The following is a 23,022-nucleotide window of genomic DNA, read 5'->3' on the forward strand; positions in this document are numbered from 1 at the left end:
CTCACGCCACGTCGGGCTGCGGCAACGTGAACCAGAAGGTGCTGCCCTGACCGGGCGTGCTCACCACGCCCAGCTCACCGCCATGCGCCTGGACGATGTCCCGCGCGATGGACAGGCCCAGCCCCGCGCCGCCCGACGGTGCGCCCGGGGCGCGGTAGAACTTCTCGAAGATGCGCGCCTGTTCCTGGGCAGGGATGCCCTCGCCGGTGTCGCGCACCTCGAAGCGCACGCGTCCATCCTCGCGCAGCACGTGCACCGACACCTCGCCGTCGCGGGGCGTGTGCTTCACGCCGTTGCCCACCAGATTGCCCAACACCAGTTGCAAGCGCTCCGGATCCACCCGCACCGTCTCCACGTCGAGGGACAGGGCCTGGGACAGCCGCACGCCCCGGTCCTCCGCCACGGTGCGCTGCGCGGCCAGCGCGTGCTCCACCAGCTCCTCCGTGCGCACCTCACGAAGGTCCAGTTGGAGCTGACCGGACTGGATGCGCGACAGGTCCAGCAGGTCGTCCACGATGCCCTGCAAGCGCTCGCAGTCCTCGCGCGCCGCGAAGAGCAGGTCCGCCTGCTTCTCCGTCACCTGCCCCACGACGCCCTCGGCCACCAGATGGATGGCCATGCGCAGCGACGTGAGCGGCGTGCGGAACTCGTGCGCCACCGTGGCGACCAGGTCGTTCTTCAGCTCGTCGAAGCGACGCAGCCGCGTCACGTCCTGGAGGATGAGCGTGGCGCCCACCACGTCCCCCAGCTCGCCGTGCACCGGGCTGCCGCGCGGCAGGAGCCACCGGCCACCGTCCGGCGAGCCCTCCACGCGCACCGCCTCCTCGTAACCCCGGGGCTGGTACGCCCCCCGTCCGCCCACGACATGCGCCCGCACGCGCTCCAGCACCGCGCGCACCTCCGGCTCCACCCGGCCCAGCGCATCCCCGCCCTCGTCCAGGCGCAGGCGCAGCACCTCCTCCGCCGCGGCGTTGACGTTGAGCAGCCCGCCATCCGCGCCCAGCACCAGCACCGGATCCGGCAGGCTGTCGATGGCCGCCTGCGACACGGCCTGCGCCTGGAGCAGTTCGCCCAGGCTGCTGCGGCGGTACTGCCCCAGCCGCTCCGCCATGGTGTTGAAGTCCCGAGCGAGCTGGGCGATCTCATCCCGCCCCTCCACCACCGCCCGCGCCTCCCCGTCGCCCTGCCCCAGCCGACGCACCGCCTGAGACAGCACCGACACCGGTCGCAGCGCACGCTGCACCAGTGACGTGGTGAAGAACAGGCCGAAGCCCAGCGCCGCCACCACCGACAGCGCCATCAGCGTGTTCACCTGCTCGCTCTGCTGCCGCAGCCGGTCGCTCTTGTGCACCATCGCGTCCTGGTTCAGCGCGAGGATGGCGGACGCGGCCGCCTTCGCCTCCTGGAAGGCCGGGGACAGCGACGCGAAGTAGCGCGCGCGGGAGGCTTCCGGATCCTGCTCCTGGAGGAACGCGTCGAACGCGGCCTGGTACTTCACCCATGCGGCATGCAGTCGCCGTGTCGCTTCCGCTTCGCCGGGCTCGGTGATGTTGCCCTGCTGGATGGACAGCTCGGACTGGAGCGTGGGCCGCTGCGAGGCCTGCTGGGCCACGCCCCGTTCGCGCTCGCCCGCGACGATGAACAGCGCCGCGCTGTCCATGCGCTCCAGTTGTTCGGTGATGCGCTGGGTGGCGAGCACGCTGCGGTAGTTGTCCTCCAGCACCTGCTGACCGGAGCGGCCCACCCGCGCCAGGGTGATGACCGCCAGCGCGCCCAACAACAGGAGCGCGAGCACCAGCGGCGCCTGGGCCAACAGCAGTCGGGCACGAAGCGTCATGGGCGCTTCTCCTCGTGAGGCGATTCGAAGGACACGACGTGGATGTCGAAGCCATCCCCTTCGCGCAAGAGGCGCGCGTCCGCGGTGAGCCCCAGCCGCTGCCGCCACTTCGCCTGGTTCGAGCGACCGATGATGATGTGTCCCACGCCGTGCGAGCGGCCGAAGTCCAGGAGCGCCGCCACGGGGTCCTTCGCGCGCAGGCGCACCACCTCCGCGCCCAGCTCCTTCGCCTTCTCGATGTTCGTCAGCAGGTGGCGCTGGGCCTCCGCGTCGATGAGGTGGGGCGCCTCGCCCGGCGTCTCCACGTACACCACGAACCAGTCCGTGTTGAGGCGCCCCGCCATGCGCGAACCCCGGCGCAGCAGCGTCGCCGCGCGCGGAGGATGGCTGGAGAGGGCCACCAGCACGCGGCCCCAGGCGCCTCCGGCCCCCTTCTGGGATGGATCCTCTCCCGACGCGCGGGCCTGCTTTCCCGTGGTGGCGCGATCCAGGCTCTCCGCCACCTCGCGCAGCGCCAGCTCGCGCAGCGTGGAGAGGTTGTCCCCGGTGAAGAAGCGCTCCAGCGCGTGCGGCACCTTGTCGGGCGCGTAGATCTTGCCCGCCTTGAGGCGCTCGTGCAGGTCCTCCACCGCGAGGTCCAGGTTCACCACCTGGTCCGCGTTCTTGATGAAGCTGTCGGGCAGCGTCTCGCGCACGGTGACGCCGGTGTTGCGCTCCACCAGGTCGTTGAGGCTCTCCAGGTGCTGCACGTTGAAGGCGCCAATGACGTTGATGCCCGCGGCCAGCAACTCCTGCACGTCCTGGTAGCGCTTGCGGTTGCGGCACACGGGCAGGTTCGTGTGGGCCAGCTCGTCCACGATGGCCACCTGCGGCCGCCGAGCGAGGATGGCGTCCAGGTCCATCTCCTCCACCGGGACGTCGCGGTACGTGAGGCGCTGGCGGGGCACCACCTCCAGTCCCGTCACCAGTGCCTTCGTCTCCGGACGGCCATGCGTCTCGATGAAGCCCAGCACCACGTCCACGCCGCGCGCCTTGAGCGCATGCGCCTCCTCCAGCATGCGGAACGTCTTGCCCACGCCGGCCGCGAAGCCGATGTAGAGCTTCAGCCGGCCCCGCCGGCCGCGCTCCACCAGCTCCAGGAAGTCTTCCGCGCGAGGGCGCCGCGTCGTCATGCCAGGGTCTTCCTCAAGGGCTCGCGGGGGCCCGGGCGGGTCCACCGAACTGTCGGTCCATCGCGAGGTTCAACGTGAGCACGTTCACCCGGGGTTCGCCCAGCACGCCAAACGTCCTGCCTTCCACCTGTGACGCCACCAGCGTGCGCACGCGCGCCGGGTCCACCCCGCGCGCCCGGGCCACCCGGGGAACCTGCCACAGCGCGGACTCCGGCGACACGTGCGGATCCAACCCGGACGCGGACGCTGTCACCAACTCAGCAGGGACGGGACCGGGGGCCTCGGGGTTCTCGCGGCGCAGCCGGTCCGCGTCCGCCACCGCGCGGTCGCGGAGCTTCTGGGAGGTGGGGCCCAGGTTGCTGCCACCCGAAGCCGTCGCGTCGTAGCCCGCCCCGGCGGCGGAGGGACGCGGCTGGAAGTAGCCCGGTTGGGTGAAGCCCTGGCCGATGAGCGCGCTGCCCACCTCGCGGCCCTGCTCGTCCTTCACGAGCGACCCGTTGGCTTCCTGGGAGAACAGCACCTGCGCCACGCCGGTGACGACCAGCGGGTACATCACGCCCGTGAGGACCAGCGTGACGACGCTGGCGCGCAGGGCGACAAGGAGAGCGGAGACCATGGTGTTCCAATTCCTTTCAAGTCAGGCCAGGCCCACGGAGGTGAGCAGCACGTCGATGATCTTGATGCCCACGAACGGGACGATGACGCCGCCCACCCCGTAGAGGAGCAGGCTGCGACGCAAGAGGGCCGCCGCGCCCAGCGGGCGGTAGCGCACGCCCTTCAGCGCCAGCGGGATGAGCGCCACGATGATGAGCGCGTTGAAGATGACGGCGGACAGGATGGCGCTGAACGGCGACGTGAGCCCCATCACGTTGAGCGGGGCAATCTGCGGGAAGACGCCCATGAACAGCGCCGGCAGGATGGCGAAGTACTTGGCCACGTCGTTCGCGATGGAGAACGTCGTCAGCGTGCCGCGCGTCATCAGCAACTGCTTGCCCACCTCCACCACCTCCAGGAGCTTGGTGGGGTTGGAGTCCAGGTCCACCATGTTCCCGGCCTCCTTGGCGGCCTGGGTGCCGGTGTTCATCGCCACGCCCACGTCCGCCTGGGCCAGCGCGGGCGCGTCGTTGGTGCCATCGCCCGTCATCGCCACGAGCTTGCCCTTGGCCTGCTCGGCGCGGATGAGCGCGAGCTTCGCCTCCGGGGTCGCCTCCGCCAGGAAGTCGTCCACGCCAGCCTCGCGGGCGATGGCGGCGGCGGTGCGAGGGTTGTCACCGGTGATCATCACCGTGCGGATGCCCATGGCGCGGAAGCGGTCGAAGCGCTCCTTGATGCCGCCCTTCACCACGTCCTTCAGGTGGATGATGCCCAGCACCCGGGCCCCATCCGCCACCGCCAGCGGCGTGCCGCCCGCGTCACCGATGCGGCCGGCTGCCTGGGCCAGCTCCTCCGGCACGGTGCCACCCAACTCCTGCGCATGGCGCACGATGGCCTCCACCGCGCCCTTGCGGATGCTGCGGGGGTGCGGATCCACCAGGTCGCAGCCGCTCATGCGCGTCTGCGCGGTGAAGGGCACGAAGGAGGCCTGATGCGCACGCAGCTCGCGCGGACGCATCTTGTAGGTGTCCTTCACCAGGGTGACGACGGAGCGTCCCTCGGGGGTTTCATCCGCGAGGCTCGCGAGCTGCGCGGCCTCCGCCAGCTCCTCCACGCGCACGCCTGGCATCGGGAGCAGCTCCGTGGCCATGCGGTTGCCCAGCGTGATGGTGCCCGTCTTGTCGAGCAGCAGCGTGTCCACGTCCCCGGCCGCCTCCACCGCGCGGCCACTGAGCGCGAGCACGTTCTTGCGCAAGAGCCGGTCCATGCCCGCGATGCCAATGGCGCTCAGGAGCCCGCCGATGGTCGTGGGGATGAGGCACACCAGCAGCGCCACCACCGCGGTGCCGGACAGGGGCACGCCGGAGTAGAGCGCCAGCGGCACCAGCGTCACGCACGCCAGCAGGAACACCAGCGTGAGGCCCACCAGGAGGATGTGCAGGGCAATCTCATTGGGCGTCTTCTTGCGCGCCGCGCCCTCCACCAGACCAATCATCCGATCGAGGAACGACTCGCCAGGGTCCACGCTGATGCGGACGACGATGCGATCGGACAGCACCTTGGTGCCGCCCGTCACGGCGGAGCGGTCGCCGCCGGACTCACGGATGACGGGGGCGGACTCACCGGTGACGGCGGACTCGTCCACGCTGGCGATACCCTCCACCACCTCGCCGTCGCCGGGGATGACGTCGCCCGCCTCGCACACCACGCGGTCGCCCTTGCGCAGGGAGGGGGCGGTGACGCGCTCCTCCTGATTGTTGTCATTGAGCCGGCGGGCCTGGGTGTCCTGGCGCATGCGGCGCAGGGCGCTCGCCTGGGCCTTGCCGCGTCCCTCCGCCACGGCTTCAGCGAAGTTGGCGAAGAGGACGGTGAACCACAGCCACAGCATCACCGACACGGTGAACCACAGCGGGGCGCCGTCGCCCCGGGGGGACACCAGGTCCTTGAAGACAAACACGGTGGTGAGGAGGCTGCCGGCCCACACCACGAACATCACCGGGTTGCGGGCCACGTCGCGAGGGTGGAGCTTCTTGAAGCTCTCCCACACGGCGGGCTTGAGCAGCGCCGGGTCCAACAGCGACGCCTGCCTGGAAGCGGGGGCCATGGTCAGTACACCTTTCCGGCCGCGCCGAGGAAGTGCTCGACGATGGGACCGAGTGACAGCGCGGGGAAGAACGTCAGCGCGCCCACGATGAGGACGACGCTCACGAGCAGGCCCGTGAAGAGGACGCCTTCGGTGGGGAAGGTGCCGGGCCCGGGGGCCACCACCTTCTTGCCCACGAGCGAGCCCGCGAGCGCCATCACCGGCACCATCATCAGGAAGCGGCCCGCGAGCATCGACACGCCCAGGCCGATGTTCCAGAAGGGCGTGTTGGCATTGAGGCCGGCGAAGGCGCTCCCGTTGTTGGCGACGCCGCTGGTGAACGCGTAGAGGATTTCAGACAGGCCGTGGGGCCCGGCGTTGTTGAGCGAGGACGTGCCCTGTGGAAGCACCACGCCCACCGCGGACAGCCCCAGGATGGCCAGCGGGAAGACGAGCACGTAGAGCATCGCGAGCTTCATCTCGCGCGCTTCAATCTTCTTGCCGAGGAACTCCGGCGTGCGGCCCACCATCAGGCCCGCGATGAAGACCGCGAGCACCGCCATCACGAGGATGCCGTAGAGGCCCGCGCCCACGCCGCCGAAGATGACCTCGCCCAACTGCATGTTGACGAGGGGCACCAGCCCCCCGAGCGCCGTGAAGCTGTCGTGCATGGCATTGACCGCGCCGCACGAAGCGTCGGTGGTGACGGTGGCGAACAGCGTGGAGGCCGCGACACCGAAGCGCGCCTCCTTGCCCTCCAGGTTCCCGTGCTGGAGCACCTGTGCGGAAGCGAGCGCGGGATTGGACTGGGATTCGGCGGCGTAGCTGGCGGCAGCGCCCACGAGGAAGAGGACGGACATGGCCGCGAAGAGGACCCAGCCCTGCTTCGTGTCGCCGGTCATCTTCCCGTAGGTGTGCGTAAGCCCCGCTGGGAGAAGGAAGATGAGCAGCATTTGGAGCAGGTTGGTGAGGGGCGTGGGGTTCTCGAAGGGGTGGGCGCTGTTGGCGTTGAAGAAGCCGCCGCCGTTGGTGCCCAGCATCTTGATGGCCTCCTGAGAAGCCACGGGCCCGAAGGCGAGCGTCTGCTTCACGCCCTCCACGGTGGTGAGCTCGTGGTACGGCGCGAGGTTCTGGAGCACGCCCTGCGAGACGAAGAACAGGGCCGCGACGAAGCTCAGGGGCAGGAGCACGTAGAGCGTGCCGCGCACCAGGTCGACCCAGAAGTTGCCGAGCGTCTTGCGGCCTTCCGGTCCCGGGCGGCGGGTGAGACCACGCGCCAGCGCCAACGCGACGCCCAGGCCCGAGGCGGCGGAGACGAAGTTCTGCCACGTCAGGCCCACCATCTGGGTGGCGTAGCTCATCGTGGATTCACCGGCGTAGGACTGCCAGTTGGTGTTGGCGACGAAGCTGGCGGCGGTGTTGAAGGCGAGCTCCGGGCCGACGGCAGGCAGGCCTCGGGGGTTGAGCGGGAGCACGTGCTGGAGCCGCTGGAGCGCGTAGAGGATGACGACGCCCAGGAGGCTGAAGGCCAGCAGTGCAACGGTGTATTGGACCCACGTCTGTTCGTGTTCGCGGCGCACGCCGCACAGGCGCAACAGGGCGCGTTCGATGGGGCCGAGCACGCGGGGAAGGGGTTGGGTGTCGGCCTCGAAGACGCGGAAGAGCCAGGCGCCGACGGGCTTCGTCAGCGCGAGGACGAGCACGAAGAACAGGAGGGTTTGAAGCCAGCCGGTGACGGTCATCAGAAGCGCTCCGGCCGGAGCAGGGCGTAGACGAGATAGACGGACAGCAGGACCGCGAGCGCGGCTCCAGCGACGTATTCGAAGGTCATGACGGGGTGTGCCTCACAGGCGCTCGCAGCCATGGGCATAGGCCCATGTGAGCGCGAAGAATCCGACGGTCACCAGCACGAGGACGAGGTCCATGGTCGAGCTCCGTTCGGAAGGTCAGAAGTAGGCGACGGCCCCGACGACGAGCAGGGTCTGGTCGGGGCGGCGTCGCGGGAGGCCGTTCGCATCGGTGTCGTGGCTGTCGAAGACAGCCTGGGTCGACCGGTCGTGGCGGGCCTCGGCCTTGAGGGTGAGTTGTTCTGTCGGCTTCAGTTCGAGTGTGAGCGTGCCCTCGGCCAGTGTCTGCGCGGTGCCACTCAAGAGGCCGTCACGGTCGCGGTACACCTCCGCGCGAGCGGTCACTGCAACGGGCCGGGCGACTTGCACCCGCACGTTCGCGCCAGCCGCGTACCAGAGGGCGGCGTCCTCGCCGGGACGCGCCTGCCTGCCGGCATCCACGGTGGCGGCGACGCTCACGGCATCGGTGACCTTGAGGGTGAAGACGGTGTCGACGAAGAGACGCAGGGCCTCCGCGGCACCGGTGCCCTCGTTGCCGACGAAGGTGTTGACGGTGGCGGACAGGCGGTCGCCGGAGTAGGCGACCTGGGCGCCCAGGGCCTTGCCGGAGTTGTTGTCACCAATGGTCTGCCAGCCGTTGATGAGGTGGAGCTGGGCGCTCCAGCGCTCATCGAAGCGCCAGGTGCCCTTCAGGCCCGTCTGGTAGTAGGGCGAGAACTCGCCCATCCACGAGCGCGTATAGGTCCAGTTGAGCTGGGATTGGAACGACTCCAGGCCGATGTGACTAGGGAAGATGCCGACTTCCAGCGTGAGGGGGCCTTCGGCGAAGGACAGCGAGGCCTGCTGCACATAGCGCCAGACGTCGGGGCCGGTGGCATCGCCTTCGGGTTCGGCGCGGTGGAGGACATCCATGCCGGTCCCGAAGCCGAGCAGCACGCGCGCGCCCACGGGCTCTGGAGCAAGGCTCACGCCGAGCGAGGCCAGATTGACGGTGGCTTCGTTGTGCCGCCGAGCCGTGGTGCCCGTGCCCGGCAGGAAGCTGACGGTGCTGGCAGGGCGGTTGAAGTCGTAGCCGTAGTAGGCGTCCACGCCGCCCTCCACCTGGAGGCGGGACAGGATGGAGGGCTCCGCCTGGGCCAGGAGGAGGTGAGGCAACAGGGAGATGAGTTCGGAGAGGGGCATGATGAGTACCGCCCCATCCCTTGAGCATCCGGCGTGCCCTCATCGAGCGCGGTCGGCTCCAGACATTCCAGGGGGTTGTGGGTGAGGGCCCCGGGCCCGGGTTGCAAGGTGCACGAACCGGCCTCCGCGCGCCCTGCGAGGTGAAAGGTCCCAGCGGCGAGCGGACAAGCCCGGGGCCTTCGGCCAGGGAGCGGTGCCCTTTGCGCCACTCACCCGCGTCGTCAGCGCGTGCTGGCATACTTCTGAATGGGCCACCCCTGCCCCGTAGCTCCCCACCTTGGTGGAAAGGCTGTGGTCATGCGTTCCCGCGCTTGCATCGGACTCCTACTTTTTCTCTCCGCCTGCGCTACGTCAGCACCGCCTCCCAGCTCGCGGGGAACTCGGAGCCCAAGACTCGCCAACCTCCAGCGAGCGGCGGCGCTGCCCTGGAGGGAGGGTGGGCAGTGCGTTGTCCGCGAGGCTTCCCAGCCCTGGCCGGTGCTGATTGAGCGGTGCTATCAGGCCCTCGACCATGACCGGATCGAGTTCCACGACACTGCGGGCAGATGCGCGGTCGCCTCCGCTGGCGCTGGTGCCATGGGAGTCGGGCTCTGCGTTCTGGTGGCTCCTGAGATCGTAGTGGGAGCCGTGATCGTCCTTGGCGTGGTGGTGGTCGCCGTCGCCATCAAGGAAGAGCTGGATGCATATGAGCTACGCCATCTCTATCCCGAGGAAGCAGGGACCGCGCGAGGGACGAAGGTGTCACCCCAGGAAGCTGAAGCGCAACGCAAGCCCAAGCCCAAGCCGGAGCCGGCAGGGCAGGACTGGCCACCCCCGGTGCCGCCTGTGCCAGGGGACCGGACGCGCCGCGCCAGTTGCGAGCCTGTTCCAGTGCGACACCTGGGCGGCAATGATCCACACAACGCATGTGCTGACAAGATTCCGGGTAATAGCTTCCCTGGCTGGGATGTGCTCGTCAATGGGAAGAACTTTGACGGACTGGTGCTCGCGACGCGAACTCTGTGGGAGGTCAAGACCGACAACTTTGACACGTACCCGGCCGACCTTCGCAGAATTGTACTCGACGACCAAGTACCGAAGATGCAGGGCGAGCGCGAACTCGCAAGGGCCTGCGGATTCGACTTCAAGGTCGCCGTGCGCAGTGCCGCGCACAAGGCTGCCTTGCTTAAACAAGACAGCACCCTCAGAGTTGTCGTCATGGATTGGTGTTGAAATGACAGTTCCACCAGAGTCCCTGAGTCTCATAGCCTACGCTCCCGCGCAAAACAGGAGCGATAGTCGCCCGTTGGCCATTGTTCATGGAATGGAACGCACGTTCCCCGGCTTGCGATTGGAGTGGACAATCTCCGACGCGGGGCAGCTTGTCCCATTGCCGCAACGTGATGAGTGGGTGGCCAAGGGGAGAAGAGACGGGCCGGGAATTCCGCTCATCTGTGATGGCGGCAATGCGAGCGGTCGCGTGACGCTCTCCGGATGGGAACGGCCAGCGGGAAGCTCTCCCGGTAGTCTCGGGCTGTTTGAAGTCCATGCGGATATGCCATGGAACGCAACCGGCATCGCGGCGGCTGCCGCGGTGTTGGAGACCCTAGGGGACTGCGCTCGCGCATTCTGGGGGCACGTGAATCCGGAGGGAATCGCCGTGACAGTGGCGGAGCAGTTTCGCCACCCAGGGGATGATCCGCATCTCCCACCGAAAGGGCTGCCCTCGCTCAAACTCCCATGGGAACTCCCCGCGCCTGAACTTCCGCATTACCTCGCGTGGCTCAACTACTGGTCTGCCGCTGCCGCAAGGGCTATCGGCTTCCCGGACCCTGCGCGCGATGAGGATCTGCTCACGAGGGCGCGGCGCACGGCATCAGGCGGCTGGGTCGTGCGGCTCACCGACACGCCGCTTGACCTGGACGACCCCGCCCACCTGGACACTCTCAAACGCGCCTACGAGCGCTTTCCGGAGATCGGCGGACGCGCAGCGCCTTGACCTCAATCAAGGGGCATGGGCAGGGCAATCACATGATGAGTCACTGAAACCAAAGTGTCCCAGCGTCACGCCGGGCGCTACCCGCTGTTCGACGCGTGGCACGAGACGTTCCCCGAGACGAAGCCCATCGCTCCTTGGTTTGAAGCGTTCCTGGAGAAGGCGCTGCGCAGCGGCAGCCGTTCGTTCTGGTTGAGCAGCGCCCCTCCTGAGGGGTGAGCGGCCAACCCACGTTCATCCGCATTCTTGATGAACGGATCAACGTCCGCTCAAGGCTGGCTGGACACGGACTCGTCGCAGTCCGAACCGGTGCACCTGCCGGAGCAGACGACCTGTCCGGGATACGATTCCAGGATGGCGCACTCGGTGCCCCCGCCGCAGGAGACGAGCTCCGTGCAGACCGTCTCGCCCTTCAAGCAGCGCGCCTGGGTGTTCCCGTCCAGCTTGATGGCGAAGCAGCTGAGCCCCTGGGTGCACTGGGGGAGGCCCCCTCCGCACTCCTGCGCCAGGTCCAGCGACTGCCCATCCCGCAGGGCCAGTCGCCCCTGCTTGCCTCCTGCGTCATCCGATCCACAGGCCGCGAGGGTCATGACCGTCAGGCAACATCCCAGCATTCGCATCCAGCGCATCGAGGCTCCTTCATCCGAAGAGTGACCGCGCACGGCACAGAGCAAGGGGCGGACCAGCAGCGCCTTCGCAGGGATTCCGCAGCCTTGCCGCGTGGAGAAGGCAACGGGCATCCCAGAAATCTGATGGGGGCACGGATCCCTACCGGAACTCATCCACGATGTAGACCCCGGCACGCGGCGCATCGAGGATCGCGGTTCCCGGCTTGGACTCCGGCCGCTTGCGAAACTGGCCAAATCCGAGCCTCGCCACCGCGCAGATGGGCACCCTGTCCCCTCCACTCAGGAACTGGGCCCAGTAGTAGCGGATCACCGGTTGATCTCCGCCCGTCCATACGCGTCCATAGAGGCGAAGCGGTGCTTCCAGTGTCCCGATATCCTGATCCAATATGCTTTCGATGGGCCCCTCATGGAGTGTGATCTGCTCCGCGCTGGTCTGGTTCGCGTCGAGCTGGATCCAAGCGGACTCTCCCACGTAGAGGCGCAAGTACCGCATGACCTCCAGCGCCTTCTCCGGACACTTCTCCGACATGGGTATGCCATCCGCATGAAGACGGACGTCGCCCGGCATCGGCGTCGTCGCACAGCCCAGCGGTAGAACCAGCAGGCCCAGGCAACCCACGAGCGTGTATCGGCGAAGAGTCATGGGGCCGTTCCTACTTCCCGATCAAAGCCGGGTCCAACTGAACAATGGCCTGCAGCAACCCGTCCTGCCGGTACAACTCCAGCCGCAGGGAGGTCAACACCCCGCCCTCCAGGAACGCGCTTCCATCCACGACGAGTCCAATCACGCCGGACATTCCAGGCTCGATCGCCGCGGCCGAGGAACGGATCGCGAGCCCCCGTTCCCTCGAATCCGAAACCCCCACGAGACGGACGGACTTCACGCTCCAGGAGCGCACCGCATGGAGGTTCTTCACCCGGAACACGACCGCGGCCTTCCCCTTGCCGCGAAACACTGTGCCCTCCAATGCCGCGCCGTCATCCTTACCAGCGAAACGCTGGACGCCCTTGAAGGGCGTCTGGGCCGCAGCCTCCGCTGACAGCAGCGCCGCCAATGCATGGTCCTCGGAGACTTCTTCCCGGTGGAGGCGGTCGTTCTCCGCACGAAGGGTCTTGTTCTCCTTCTCCGCATCCCCCAACGCCGAAGCCATCGCATCTGGACGCTCACGGTCGCTGAAGAGATTGACCTGTTGGTCGGCATCCCCGCTCCCTCCCAGACCTGGGGGTCGGAGCAGGAAGGAGACCTCACGCTCTCCTGGCAGGGTCACCACCAGGGAAAAGGCTTCGACGGAATCCAGATCGCGCCGAGGCTGCAGGACCACCGTGCGTCCCACGATCCCCACCGCATCGAACCTCCCAGCACCGTCCAGCAACCGCGCCCGGACCGGCGCGACGCCCTGCTCGAAGCGCAGAACCGTCACGACCTGCGCCTTCACGTAGACTCGTGGAGGCGCGGCATCCGGCTTCGCGGGAAGAATGAGCGTTCGGATGGCAGGCGAATCGCATTCATGCGCCATCGCGGCGCCAGCGTGCAGCGTCACCAGCAACGCCCACTTCGTGGGTAGGGCCTTCCACATAGGACCTGGACCATAGCCAGGACCACGCCCCCGCGCCTACTCCGGCACGAACCCCTCCCCTTCACGCCGGAACACCGAACCCGCGGGCGCGTCCAGGATGGCATCCAGTTCCTTGCACCGCGCGAGCAGCGAGCGCAGCGACACCACCACCAGGTTGGACGCCTCGTCCATATAGGCCTCGTCCTCCACGCCCGAGGAGAACGCCCAGCCACTGTCCTGCGCCGAATGCGGCTTCATCCGCTCCGCGAACCGGATGGGCTCACCGTCATCCAGGATGGCCCGCGTGACGATGGCCGCGCGCTACCGCAGCTGAAGCCTGCGCATCAACCGCTGCCGCTCCTGCGTCCCCAGCTCCACCCGGATCCGCACCGTACGCCCCTCCGCGTCGAAGTGGCGGCTCACCGGGAAGAGGCCATCCCCCCAGCGATTCCCACACTCCACCGCTCGTGCGCCGTCGAGCACCAGCGAGCCCGTGTCCTCCTCGCGCTCCCGCAGCTGCGCGTTCAGCCGCTCCAGGTTGCAGTGCGGCCGGTAGTCCACCCCCACCGCGAGCGAGTCCTTCTCGATGCGCTCCTGAAGCGGCGTCGCCTTCTCCCCCACCTGCTCCACTGGCAGGTCCTTCCAGCCGAAGGTGCCGCGTCCCAGGTCGCTCGCGCCCAGCTCCTTCGCCAGCGCCGGTGATGCGCAGGTCGTGCGCCACCGGGTCCTTCTTCCGAGGCGACGCCGGCTCCGCGTCATGCCGCCAGAAGCGCCCCAGGCCCGGGTCCAGGATGAGCAACTGGCCCTCGGGCAGGTCCACCTCTCCCAGCACCACGGCGGCGGGTGTCTTCGCGGACTTCGTCATGGACGCGACTCTACCCGCCCGGTCCACGGCCCCCTGGCTTCACCGTGCCCGCCCACCCCTCAAGCCCTGCGATTCCAAAAAGAAATGATACCCATCACGTTTCCTTTTCGTCACGGAATGGGGGTTTCACAATGTCCGAGGAGATTGACCGTTCAGACATGGAGTACGCCGTCTTCGCAGTCCGTCATCAGCCCATCCTGCTCGTCGTCGCCCGAAACCTTTGCGGTCGCAATGCCAGTGATTGCGAGGGCCTCGTCCACGACGTGCTGCTCCGGGCCCTGCTGAAGTGGGACATGCTCCAGTCGTGGTCGGAGCCGGAACGCCGCGCCTGGCTGGTGCGGTCGCTGCACACCGTCTTCATGGACCAGTGCCGCCGCCAGAAGCCGGAGGCCTCCGCGGGCATCACCCTGGACAACGTGCACAAGCTCTTCGAGGAGCCGGACGCGCCGGCCCCGGAGCTGTGGGAGCGCCTCTCCGAGACGGAGCTGCGCGAGGCCATCACCGCGCTGCCCTACACCCTGCGCAGGACCTTCGAGATGCACTCCGAAGGACTGCGCCACGCGGAGATCGGCCGCCTGCTCGGAGCGCCGGAGGCCACGGTGGGCACCTGGCTCTTCCACGCCCGCATCCGCCTGCGCGAACACCTGCGCGACCTGGCCGAACGCCGCCGCAAGCAGTCGAGCGGGTGAGCCTCCAACGACCCACCGTGCCCTGACGACAGACGGCCTATGCTCCCGCGCATGTCGCATCCCTACAGCGTGAGGGCCGTCCAGTCCCGCTCGGAGCTCGAACAGGTCCTGGCCCTGCAACGCAAGAACCTGAAGCAGGACCTGTCGCCGGAGGAGATGCGCTCCCAGGGCTTCGTCACCGTGGCGCATGACCTCCCCACGCTGGAGGCCATGCACGCGCTGGCGCCGAGCATCATCGCCCTGCACGGCTCCGAGGTCGTGGCCTATGCGCTGGTGATGCCCCGGGAGTGCCGGAAGCTCGTCCCCGTCCTGGAGCCGATGTTCGCGCTCCTCGGACGGATCGACTTCCGGGGGCGGCCCCTGGAGGAACAACGCTTCTACGTGATGGGGCAGATCTGCATCGACAAGGCCCACCGGGGGATGGGCCTCTTCGATGCGCTCTACCACCAGCACCGCGAACAGCTCCGGGACCGGTTCGACTGCGTCGTCACCGAGGTCTCCGTGCACAACACCCGCTCACTGCGCGCCCATGAGCGGGTCGGCTTCCAGACCGTCCACACCTACCCGGATGTCACCGACACCTGGGCGGTGGTGCTCTGGGACTGGGCCGAGCCCACCGGACGGGTCGCCATCCACTTGCGGTGAAGGCCCGACAGCTTGAGGGCCAGCTCCGGGCCACTCACGCTCTTGGGGATGTAGCCGTCCGCGCCCGCCGTCCGCATCAGCTCGCGCAGCTTCGACTCGTCCATGGACGAGTACAGGATGAACAACGTCTCCGGCCCCGCGAACTGGCGCACCACGCCCAGGATGCGGTCGCCGCTCAGCGCCGGGATGTTCACGTCCAGCAGCACGATGTCCGGCTGGTGCACCCGGATGAGGTTCGCCACGCCCAACGCCGCGCGCGTCGTCGTGACCTCGAAGCCGTAACGCGTGATGGAGCGCTCCACCAGCTCGAGGACGAGCGGGTCGTCATCCACCACCAAGGCCTTCAACTTGCCGTCCGCCATGCTCGTTTCCTGCCTTCCAACGCTCTGCCGAGGGGGGGGGGAAATGCCTGAAACACGTGCCTTCCAGGCACTTTGTGATTCTACACAATAACTGTATCCCTGCAATTACCCGAGACTCAGGGTTTGCGGGGAGTGACACAGGGAGTGACGAAGATGGGCACGATTCCCTGACCGTCCAGGGGGTGGGAGGTCAGCCTGCATCGGTCAACTCGGGGGGTTGCTCCGCCGCCCGACACACGGTCCGGACGCGGGGATGAGGGCGGGTAACCCTGGAGATGGCTAAAGAGGCATCCTGCCCATGGACCCCACTGCCCCCGAGTCCCCTGCCCCTCCGGACGACTTCGCCCTACTGGTCGCGGTCCTGCCCCCCGCGCTCCAGGAGGCGGTGCGGCGGCTGCCGGAGGCGGAGCTGTTGGAGGTGGTGATGGACCTGGGGCGCCCCCCCGAGGCCCGGCTCGTGGGCGGGGTGGCGCGCCTCTCCGACGTGGCCGTGGACGCGGACGCGTTGCAGGCGGTGCTGTCGCGGGTGGGGGAGCCGGGTGGGGACAACCGCGCCGGCATCGAGCGGACGCTGCACCGCGTGTCGGCGATCCGCAACCGGCAGGGCCGCGTGGTGGGGCTCACGCTGCGCGTGGGCCGCGCCATCGTGGGCACCATCGACATGCTTCGCGACCTGGTGGATTCGGGGAAGAACCTGCTGCTGCTGGGGCGGCCGGGCGTGGGCAAGACGACGAAGCTGCGCGAGGTGGCGCGCGTGCTCGCGGACGCGCTGGGCAAGCGCGTGATGGTGGTGGACACGTCCAACGAGATTGGCGGCGACGGGGACATCCCGCATCCGGGCATCGGGGGTGCGCGGCGCATGCAGGTGAGCCGTCCGGACCGCCAGCACGACGTGATGATCGAGGCGGTGGAGAACCACATGCCCGAAGCCATCGTGGTGGATGAGATTGGCACCTCCGCGGAGGCCGCCGCCGCGCGCACCATCGCCGAACGGGGCGTGCAGTTGGTGGCGACCGCGCACGGCAACACGCTGGAGAACCTGGTGCTGAACCCCACGCTCTCCGACCTCGTGGGCGGCGTGCACACCGTCACCCTGAGCGACGAGGAGGCGCGGCGGCGGCGCACCCAGAAGACGGTGACCGAGCGCAAGGGGACGCCCACCTTCGACATCGTGGTGGAGATGGTGAACCGCGAGGAGGTGCGCGTGCACCGCGACACCGGCGCCGCCGTGGACCGGCTGCTCGCGGGCACGGAGGTCGGGGGCGAGCGCCGCCGGCAGCAGGGGGACACGGTGCTCGTGGAGGCGACACCCGAGGTCGTGGAGGCCACGGCTCCGGGTGGGCATGTGCCGCCGGGCACGCCGGCCCTGGGCGCCCCCCGGGCCGGGCCGCTTCGCATCGCGGTGCACGCGGTGAGCCGCGAGCTGCTGGAGCGCGTGCTGCGCGACCTGCCCGTGGAGGCCGTGGTGGTGGGCCGTCCGGAGAACGCCGAGCTGGTGCTCACGGCGCGCAGCCGCGCCAACTCTCCGCGCCTGCGCCGGGCCGCGGAACGAGGAGGGGCGCGCGTGCTGGTCATCAAGCGCAACAGCGCCACGGAGATGCGCCGGGCGCTCCGCTCCGAGCTCAACCTCCTGGACGGGGTGGATCCGGAAGAGGTCCGCGCCGCCGTCGCCGATGCGCAGGACGCCATCCGGCGCGTGCTCGCGGAGGGGCAGCCCGTCGCGCTGGCGCCCCGCCCTTCCCGGCTGCGGCGGGTGCAGCACACGCTCGTCATCCGGAACCGGCTGGAGGCGGTGAGCCTGGGCAGTGAACCCAAGCGCCACCTGGTCATCTACCCGGCGGGCGCGGGCGTTGCGGAGACCTCCGAACCGGAGCCCGAGCTCGGGGATGAGGAGCTTCCGGAGGATGACGCGGAGGCGGGGACCGAGGCACCGCACGAAGAGGAGGAGGGTTCCGAGCCCTGAGGCACGGGGCCACTCCACGCGCCGTGCGCATCGAAGCGCTCCCAGTAGGACCGAGGTCGGCATGCGCCCGTGGCCGAAACGTGGAGGCCGGGGTCATGCGCTTCGTGAGCCCTCCATCGGGGAGTGCTCGATGACGCGGCATGCCCCCTCCCCATGTCGGACAGGCCCTGACGGCCCCGCCCGTGAGTGCGCAGCGCACTGCACACGCCCGGTGGGGTCAGGGCTGCCCTTTCCCTTTGGATTCGCGGGGTTGGGTGGAGGCACGACCGTTGCTGAGTGTCCGGGCACGGTCCGCCGCCGGGAAGCGGCGGGACCCCACACTTCACTGGAGACATTCATGCGTCGCGCCACCTGCATCGCCGCCCTCACCGTCCTCGCCACCGCCTGTGGAGACAACACGCTCACCCAGGGGGAGATCAACGATGCGACGGCGCGCGTGGAGCGCATTGCGGCCTCGGCCCATCTGGTGCGCGGTGCGCTGGAGGTGCTGGGCCTCATGCCCGTGTACACGTGCGGTGAGCCCCGGCGCTCGTTCGTGAGCCACGCCGCGGAAGGACTGTCCGCCAGGGTGTCGTGCGCGACGGCCACCGTGACCGTGGTGGACGACGTCACCGACGCCGTGGTGCTGAAGTTCGCGGACGGCGGCTGTTCGGTGCACGGCCTGCGCTTCACCGGCCAGGCCGTCCTGGAGTACCGGGGCGGCGAGGACCTGATGGAGATGCACGCGGACCTGCGCGGCATGACGGTGGACGGCCAGCCGCTCCAGGCGAAGGTGGGCTACGGCACCTGCGGCGATGAGACGCGTCTGTTCTCGGAGGTGGAGGGTGACGTGCCGGGCCGGCAGGGCTACACCTTCCATGCGAACAATCGCGTGAGCATGCGCGACGGCGTGCCCCTCATCGGTGGAACGTCGCTCATCTTCGACGGTCCGGGCGAGGTGACGGGGCCCGAGGGCACCGACCGCTTCACCCTCACCTCGCTGGAGTACGAGGTGGGCAACTACCTTCCCAAGCAAGGCACCGCCCTGCTGGAGACGGCGGATGGGCACAGCCTCAAGATCGCCTTCCAGCCCGTGCTCTGGCGCGTGGGCAAGGCGGAGATCACCGTGGACGACAAGGAGCCCGTGACGGTGCCTGTGATCCGCTGATTCCCCGCACGGCCCCTTCCGCGCCAGCGCTCCTGGCGCGGGCGCTCACTCCTGGAACGACTGGGTGAGCTTCGCGATGGCCCCCGGCAGGCCGCGCACGCGCAGCCGGCTGCCGACCTCGTCGTAGGCCTGGGACACCACCGTGGTGTGTTCGTACACCTCGCTGATGCGTCCCTGCCGGGCGTAGGGAATCACCAGGTCCGCCTCCACCATGGAGGACTCGAAGAAGGCGATGATGTTCTTGCGCAGCATCGCCACGTCGTCCGGTTGATGCGCGGAGAGCATGAGCGCGTCCGGGTGCTTCGCCAGCAGCGCTTCCTTCGCCGCCGCGTCCAGCCGGTCCGCCTTGTTCAACAGCAGCTTGCTCGGCACGGCGTCCGCGCCAATGTCCCGGAGCACCGTGCGGGTGACCTCCAGTTGCGCGGCCCACGTGGGGTCCGACGCATCCACCACGTAGAGCAGCAGCGACGCCTCCAGCGCCTCGTCCAGCGTGGAGCGGAAGGACGCGACCAGGTCGTGCGGCAGCTTCTGGATGAAGCCCACCGTGTCGGAAACGAGAACACGCGGACGGGTCTCCGGCTGCATCGCGCGCACCGTGGTGTCGAGCGTCGCGAAGAGCTGGTCGGCGACCAGCACCGTGCTGCCCGTCAACGCGCGCATCAGCGAGGACTTGCCCGCGTTCGTGTAGCCGACGAGCGCCACCCGCAACTGGTCTCTTCGTGCGTAGCGGCGGTGGTCCTGGTCCTTCTGGATGGCCGCCAGTCCCTCGCGCAGCTCCGCCAGCCGGTCGCGGATCTTGCGGCGGTCCAGCTCCACCGCCGAGTCACCCGAGCCACGGCCCTGCTGCCGCTCGCGGCCTCCGGAGGACTCACGCAGCCGAGGGGCCAGGTAGTTGAGCCGGGCGATCTCCACCTGCATCCGCGCTTCGTGGCTCTTCGCGTGCCGGTGGAAGATGTCGACAATCACGCCCGCGCGGTCCAGCACCGTCGCCCCGGTGGCCTTCTCCAGGTTGCGCAGCTGGCCCGGGGACAGCTCGTGGTCCACGACCACCACGGTGGGCCGGGGCTCCGCCTTGTCGTCCTCCTCCGAGGGCGGGGGCAATGCGGCCTCCTCCGGCTCCACGTCGTCGGCGTCCTCTTCGACGACCTCGTCCTCGGGGTCGGGCTCCGTGTTGGCGGCGGCCTCCCACTTCTCGCGGGCCTTCGTCGTCCGGTCCTGCGCCCCGGACGCAATCACGCCCGTGCCCCCGGTGAGGGCGGCCAGCTCCTTGAGCTTGCCCGTCCCCAGCACCGTGCCCGTGGCCAGCCGCTCCCGCTTCTGGGACACGGTCGCCACCGAGTCGTACCCCAGCGTGTGCACCAACCGGCGCAGCTCCGCGAAGTCCGCGGCGTGCTCTTCGTCCGAGACGCCCGGAAGCTGGACACCGACGAGGACGGCACGCGGACGTTCAGGGAGGGTGGATATCGCCATGCGGATGCTCGTAACACGTCGGGCCGTCCCGTGATGGGGCGAGTCCACACAACCCGACACTCCCCGGGCCCGGGCGATGCCTTGCCTGGATGGGGAGGGGGCAGGAATGCCGAGGGGGCGGGACTCCGGGCAGGGTAGGCTCCCGCGTCCTCGCGCCACCCCAAGGCTCCCCTCCCATGACATTCGCTTCGCTCGGCCTGTCGGACGCGCTCACCCGCGCCGTGGCCGAACTCGGATACGACGAACCCACGCCGGTGCAGCGCGAGACCATCCCCGTGGTGCTGCGTGGCGGCGACGTCTGGGCTTCGGCGAAGACGGGCTCCGGGAAGACCGCCGCGTTCCTGCTCCCCATCCTGGAGGCCCTGAGGGCGCGTCCCGGAGGGTCGGTCCGGCCGGTGCGGGCCTTCATCCTGGTGCCCACGCGGGAGCTGGCCGCGCAGATCGTCGAATCCGTCCAGCAGTACGGCCGCTATTTGAAGAAGCCGCTGAAGACCTGCCTCGCGGTCGGCGGCGTCTCCGCGAACCCGCAGATGATGGCGCTCCGGGGCGGCGCGGACGTCGTCGTGGCCACGCCCGGCCGCGCGCTGGACCTGGCGGCGCAGAACGCGCTCCGGCTGGGCGAGGTGGAGACGCTGGTACTCGACGAGGCCGACCGGCTGTTCTCGCTGGGCTTCGCCGATGAACTCAACGGCCTGCTCGCGCTGTTGCCCGCGCGCCGTCAGAACCTGCTGTTCTCCGCCACCTTCCCGCCCGCGGTGCGCACGTTCGCGGAGCAGTTGCTGCACGAGCCCACGCGCATCGACGTGGACGACGGGGAGCTGCCCACGACGGAGTTCATCGTCCAGCGGGCCCTCCAGGTGGATGCGCCCCGGCGCACGATGCTGCTGCGGCACCTGCTGGAGACGCATGCGTGGAGCCACGTGCTCACGTTCGTGGCCAGTCGCTACGCGGCGGACCATGTGGCGCTGAAGCTGAACCGCGCCGGCATCGCCGCGACATCGCTGCATGGGGAGCTCAGCCAGGGCGCACGCACGCAGGCGCTCGCGGACTTCAAGGCGAAGCGCGTACGCGTCCTTGTCGCCACGGACGTCGCTGCTCGCGGCCTGGACATCGCGCAGCTGCCGGCGGTGGTGAACTACGACCTGCCCCGTTCGACCGTGGACTACGTGCACCGCATCGGCCGCACGGGGCGCGCGGGCGACAAGGGCGTGGCGATCAGCTTCGTCAGCGCGGACACCGAAGCCCACTTCCGACTCATCGAGAAGCGCCACCAGCTCGACATCGCGCGCGAGCAGGTGCCGGGCTTCGAGCCGACGGAAGAGGCCTCGACGACCGCGCCCCCTCTGGATCCAAACGGCGGCGTGAAGGGCCGGCGCAAGAGCAAGAAGGACAAGCTGCGCGAAGCCGCCGCTGCCGCCGCTGCCGTGCGCCCGCCGAAGCGCAAGCCGTAGCACACGAACTTCACCGCGCCTGGGAAGCCCACGCGGTGAATCAATGACCTGCGCGCAATGGCTCGCGAACCGTTGCGAGCCTCCTGCGCGGCTTCACGGCGCCAGGGCCTCCGGCGCCGTGAGCCCGTCTGCTCAGCCCCAGAGTTCCTGCTCCAGCGTATCCAGCAGGGCCAGGGCAACCTTGGGCGTGGGCAGTCCCGCCTCCGTGACGAGCCCCGCGTCGAGCGGCGCCGCGACCTCTTCGCGCAGCAGCGCCACCGCGCGCCGCTGGGCCTCCCGCAGCGCGTCCCGCTCCTGGGCGGAGAGACGCGGACGGACCCACCGGTCGATGTCCCAGGACAGCCCGGCGTGCCGCGTCTCGTCCTCGGCGATGCGGGCCATGGCCTCGCGCACTCCGGTGTCGCGCGCGTGCAGGGCCTGGTGGTGGGCCACCAGCGCTCCGTACGTCTCCCGCACGCAGCCCTCCACGGCGTTGTCCCGCGCGACCTCCGCGAGCGGACGCTCCGGCAGCTCTGTCACGGTGGGTGACGGCGGAGTGGCACCGAAGCGGCGCGCGAGCCTCCCCGTCACGTCGGCGTGCAGCACCTCGTCCACCGCGCTCGCGAGCGCCGCGGCCTGGAGGTCCGGACCCGCGCCGTGCAGGGCCAATTCCTTGCGCAGCCGCAGGAAGGCATGGATGGACGCTGCCTCCAGGTGCGCGACCTCCGCGAAGTAGCGCCCCAGCGCGTCCGGGCTCTCGCACGCCCCCGCGACCTGGAGCCCTACGGGCCGCCGTCCGACGCCGCAAGCGCCAGTGCCCTTCTCCACGACGTGCTGCTCCAGCTCACGGACCTCACCGGAGGCGGACACCTCCAGCACGTGCTGCGTCACCTGGGTGCCCTCGCCACAGCTGTACCCCCGGGTGCCGATGACGTTGAAGGTGCCCTCCGCGTTCTGCTTCACCGCGCCCCGCTCCAGTTCCCCACAGCTCATCTGATAGCCGGCGGCGAAGGCCACCAGCGTCGCCTCCTGCGCGGTGTCGATGGTGCCCAACAGTCCCTTGAGGGCCTCCAACGTCGAATAGGTCTTCACCTCGTCGCCCCGCGTCGTCGCCAGGAAGTAATCCGCGCAGAGCTGGAAGCAACTGTGATGGAAGCCCTCCTCCGGCAGGGTGGCGGCCAGGGCCTCCTGACACGCCGGGACATCCGAGGCCGTCGCGCACGCCGTCCCGGAGGTGGCCGTGCCGTCGAAGGAGGGCGGCTCCTGGTAGCTCTCGAGCAGGCGCAGTTGGAGGTAGTCCGGCTGCGGGGAGAGGGTCAGGTCGCTGACCGCGGGGACGTTGTCGTCGCAGGCGATGGGCGCATAGCCCTCCAGGTCCACGGCATCGGAGCCGCAGCCCGCCAGCACCAGCGGGGTGGCGAGCGAAGTCCGCAGGGCCCGTGAGAAGAGGTGGCGCAGTCGACGTGCATTCAAGGAACGACTCCCAGGGGATGAGGTGCCCCGGCCGCAGGAGCAATGAGGATGCCACCCTTCCCTCCCCCGGCGCTCCCGTTGGAAAGCGCGCGTCGCCCGCGCG

General features: G+C 69.2%; 23 protein-coding genes. 8 read left to right on the forward strand and 15 right to left on the reverse strand.

Annotated elements, in window-relative coordinates:
• Nucleotide 1: 1 nt before the first annotated feature.
• The 7 genes from OV208_RS05170 to OV208_RS05200 all read right to left on the reverse strand — a co-directional run bounded on the left by OV208_RS05170 (nt 2) and on the right by OV208_RS05200 (nt 8,715).
• Nucleotides 2-1,837, reverse strand: a complete 1,836-nt coding sequence (locus tag OV208_RS05170) for a sensor histidine kinase (RefSeq protein ID WP_267572674.1) — start codon at nt 1,835-1,837, stop codon at nt 2-4.
• A complete protein-coding gene (locus tag OV208_RS05175) occupies nt 1,834-3,009 on the reverse strand; it encodes a sensor protein KdpD (RefSeq protein WP_267572675.1) in 1,176 nt (391 codons plus the stop codon). The genes OV208_RS05170 and OV208_RS05175 overlap by 4 nt, the downstream gene beginning before the upstream one ends.
• Nucleotides 3,010-3,022: 13 nt before the next feature.
• A complete protein-coding gene (kdpC, locus tag OV208_RS05180; RefSeq protein ID WP_267572676.1) occupies nt 3,023-3,625 on the reverse strand; it encodes a potassium-transporting ATPase subunit KdpC in 603 nt (200 codons plus the stop codon).
• A 21-nt stretch (nt 3,626-3,646) separates the two neighbouring features.
• A complete protein-coding gene (gene kdpB, locus OV208_RS05185; protein ID WP_267572677.1) occupies nt 3,647-5,707 on the reverse strand; it encodes a potassium-transporting ATPase subunit KdpB in 2,061 nt (686 codons plus the stop codon).
• A gap of 2 nt (nt 5,708-5,709) precedes the next feature.
• Nucleotides 5,710-7,428 (reverse strand): potassium-transporting ATPase subunit KdpA, encoded by a 1,719-nt coding sequence (gene kdpA / locus OV208_RS05190; protein WP_267572678.1) that lies wholly within the window; start codon nt 7,426-7,428, stop codon nt 5,710-5,712.
• The gene (gene kdpF / locus OV208_RS05195) at nt 7,428-7,517 is read right to left on the reverse strand and encodes a K(+)-transporting ATPase subunit F (protein ID WP_108066230.1); all 90 of its coding nucleotides are present in this window, start codon (nt 7,515-7,517) and stop codon (nt 7,428-7,430) included. Before kdpF ends, kdpA begins: the two co-directional genes overlap by 1 nt.
• A 115-nt stretch (nt 7,518-7,632) precedes the next feature.
• A complete protein-coding gene (locus OV208_RS05200; protein ID WP_267572679.1) occupies nt 7,633-8,715 on the reverse strand; it encodes a porin in 1,083 nt (360 codons plus the stop codon).
• A 627-nt stretch (nt 8,716-9,342) separates the two neighbouring features.
• Here OV208_RS05200 and OV208_RS41200 point away from each other — a divergent pair.
• The 3 genes from OV208_RS41200 to OV208_RS05215 are packed head-to-tail and all read left to right on the forward strand — an operon-like array spanning nt 9,343 to nt 10,909.
• Nucleotides 9,343-9,927 (forward strand): DUF6310 domain-containing protein, encoded by a 585-nt coding sequence (locus tag OV208_RS41200; RefSeq protein WP_324291343.1) that lies wholly within the window; start codon nt 9,343-9,345, stop codon nt 9,925-9,927.
• Between the two features lies 1 nt (nt 9,928).
• Nucleotides 9,929-10,693, forward strand: coding sequence for a DUF5953 family protein (locus tag OV208_RS05210; protein ID WP_267572681.1), 765 nt, complete (start codon nt 9,929-9,931; stop codon nt 10,691-10,693).
• A 54-nt stretch (nt 10,694-10,747) separates the two neighbouring features.
• Nucleotides 10,748-10,909 carry a hypothetical protein gene (locus OV208_RS05215; protein ID WP_267572682.1) on the forward strand — a complete coding sequence of 54 codons (162 nt, stop codon included), beginning with the start codon at nt 10,748-10,750 and terminating at the stop codon, nt 10,907-10,909.
• A gap of 50 nt (nt 10,910-10,959) precedes the next feature.
• Here OV208_RS05215 and OV208_RS05220 read toward each other — a convergent pair whose 3' ends face one another.
• The 5 genes from OV208_RS05220 to OV208_RS05240 form a co-directional block, all read right to left on the reverse strand.
• Nucleotides 10,960-11,319 (reverse strand): hypothetical protein, encoded by a 360-nt coding sequence (locus OV208_RS05220; RefSeq protein WP_267572683.1) that lies wholly within the window; start codon nt 11,317-11,319, stop codon nt 10,960-10,962.
• A 139-nt stretch (nt 11,320-11,458) separates the two neighbouring features.
• Nucleotides 11,459-11,848 carry a hypothetical protein gene (locus OV208_RS05225; protein WP_324291344.1) on the reverse strand — a complete coding sequence of 130 codons (390 nt, stop codon included), beginning with the start codon at nt 11,846-11,848 and terminating at the stop codon, nt 11,459-11,461.
• A 124-nt stretch (nt 11,849-11,972) separates the two neighbouring features.
• Complete coding sequence (locus OV208_RS05230) at nt 11,973-12,860, reverse strand: DUF2381 family protein (protein WP_267572820.1); 888 nt, start codon at nt 12,858-12,860, stop codon at nt 11,973-11,975.
• 72 nt (nt 12,861-12,932) lie between these two features.
• Nucleotides 12,933-13,133: an immunity protein Imm33 domain-containing protein gene (locus OV208_RS05235; RefSeq protein WP_267572685.1), complete on the reverse strand. Its 201-nt coding sequence runs from the start codon at nt 13,131-13,133 to the stop codon at nt 12,933-12,935.
• A 63-nt stretch (nt 13,134-13,196) separates the two neighbouring features.
• Complete coding sequence (locus OV208_RS05240) at nt 13,197-13,634, reverse strand: hypothetical protein (RefSeq protein ID WP_267572686.1); 438 nt, start codon at nt 13,632-13,634, stop codon at nt 13,197-13,199.
• A 237-nt stretch (nt 13,635-13,871) separates the two neighbouring features.
• On the opposite strand from OV208_RS05240, the gene OV208_RS05245 reads away from it, so the two are divergent.
• Together OV208_RS05245 and OV208_RS05250 are read left to right on the forward strand one after the other, a co-directional pair.
• Complete coding sequence (locus tag OV208_RS05245) at nt 13,872-14,429, forward strand: RNA polymerase sigma factor (protein ID WP_267572687.1); 558 nt, start codon at nt 13,872-13,874, stop codon at nt 14,427-14,429.
• Nucleotides 14,430-14,480: 51 nt separating this feature from the next.
• On the forward strand, nt 14,481-15,074 hold the full coding sequence (locus OV208_RS05250; RefSeq protein WP_267572688.1) for a GNAT family N-acetyltransferase: 594 nt from the start codon (nt 14,481-14,483) through the stop codon (nt 15,072-15,074).
• On the opposite strand, the gene OV208_RS05255 is transcribed toward OV208_RS05250, so the two are convergent.
• Entirely contained in the window at nt 14,990-15,436 is a 447-nt protein-coding gene (locus OV208_RS05255) for a response regulator (RefSeq protein ID WP_120538045.1), read from the reverse strand. The genes OV208_RS05250 and OV208_RS05255 overlap by 85 nt on opposite strands.
• Nucleotides 15,437-15,734: 298 nt before the next feature.
• Between OV208_RS05255 and OV208_RS05260 the strand changes: the two genes are divergently transcribed.
• On the forward strand, nt 15,735-17,399 hold the full coding sequence (locus tag OV208_RS05260; protein ID WP_267572689.1) for a R3H domain-containing nucleic acid-binding protein: 1,665 nt from the start codon (nt 15,735-15,737) through the stop codon (nt 17,397-17,399).
• A 337-nt stretch (nt 17,400-17,736) separates the two neighbouring features.
• Nucleotides 17,737-18,546, forward strand: coding sequence for a hypothetical protein (locus OV208_RS05265; RefSeq protein WP_267572690.1), 810 nt, complete (start codon nt 17,737-17,739; stop codon nt 18,544-18,546).
• 45 nt (nt 18,547-18,591) lie between these two features.
• Here OV208_RS05265 and hflX read toward each other — a convergent pair whose 3' ends face one another.
• The gene (hflX, locus tag OV208_RS05270; protein WP_267572691.1) at nt 18,592-20,016 is read right to left on the reverse strand and encodes a GTPase HflX; all 1,425 of its coding nucleotides are present in this window, start codon (nt 20,014-20,016) and stop codon (nt 18,592-18,594) included.
• A gap of 176 nt (nt 20,017-20,192) precedes the next feature.
• Here hflX and OV208_RS05275 point away from each other — a divergent pair, with 176 nt between their 5' ends.
• A complete protein-coding gene (locus OV208_RS05275) occupies nt 20,193-21,467 on the forward strand; it encodes a DEAD/DEAH box helicase (RefSeq protein ID WP_267572692.1) in 1,275 nt (424 codons plus the stop codon).
• A 132-nt stretch (nt 21,468-21,599) separates the two neighbouring features.
• Here the strand turns inward: OV208_RS05275 and OV208_RS05280 are convergent, their stop codons facing one another.
• Entirely contained in the window at nt 21,600-22,919 is a 1,320-nt protein-coding gene (locus OV208_RS05280) for a ferritin-like domain-containing protein (RefSeq protein ID WP_267572693.1), read from the reverse strand.
• Nucleotides 22,920-23,022: the final 103 nt, after the last annotated feature.

Origin of the sequence: Corallococcus sp. bb12-1 (genome assembly GCF_026626765.1) — a bacterium.
In the GTDB taxonomy this organism is placed as follows: domain Bacteria; phylum Myxococcota; class Myxococcia; order Myxococcales; family Myxococcaceae; genus Corallococcus; species Corallococcus terminator.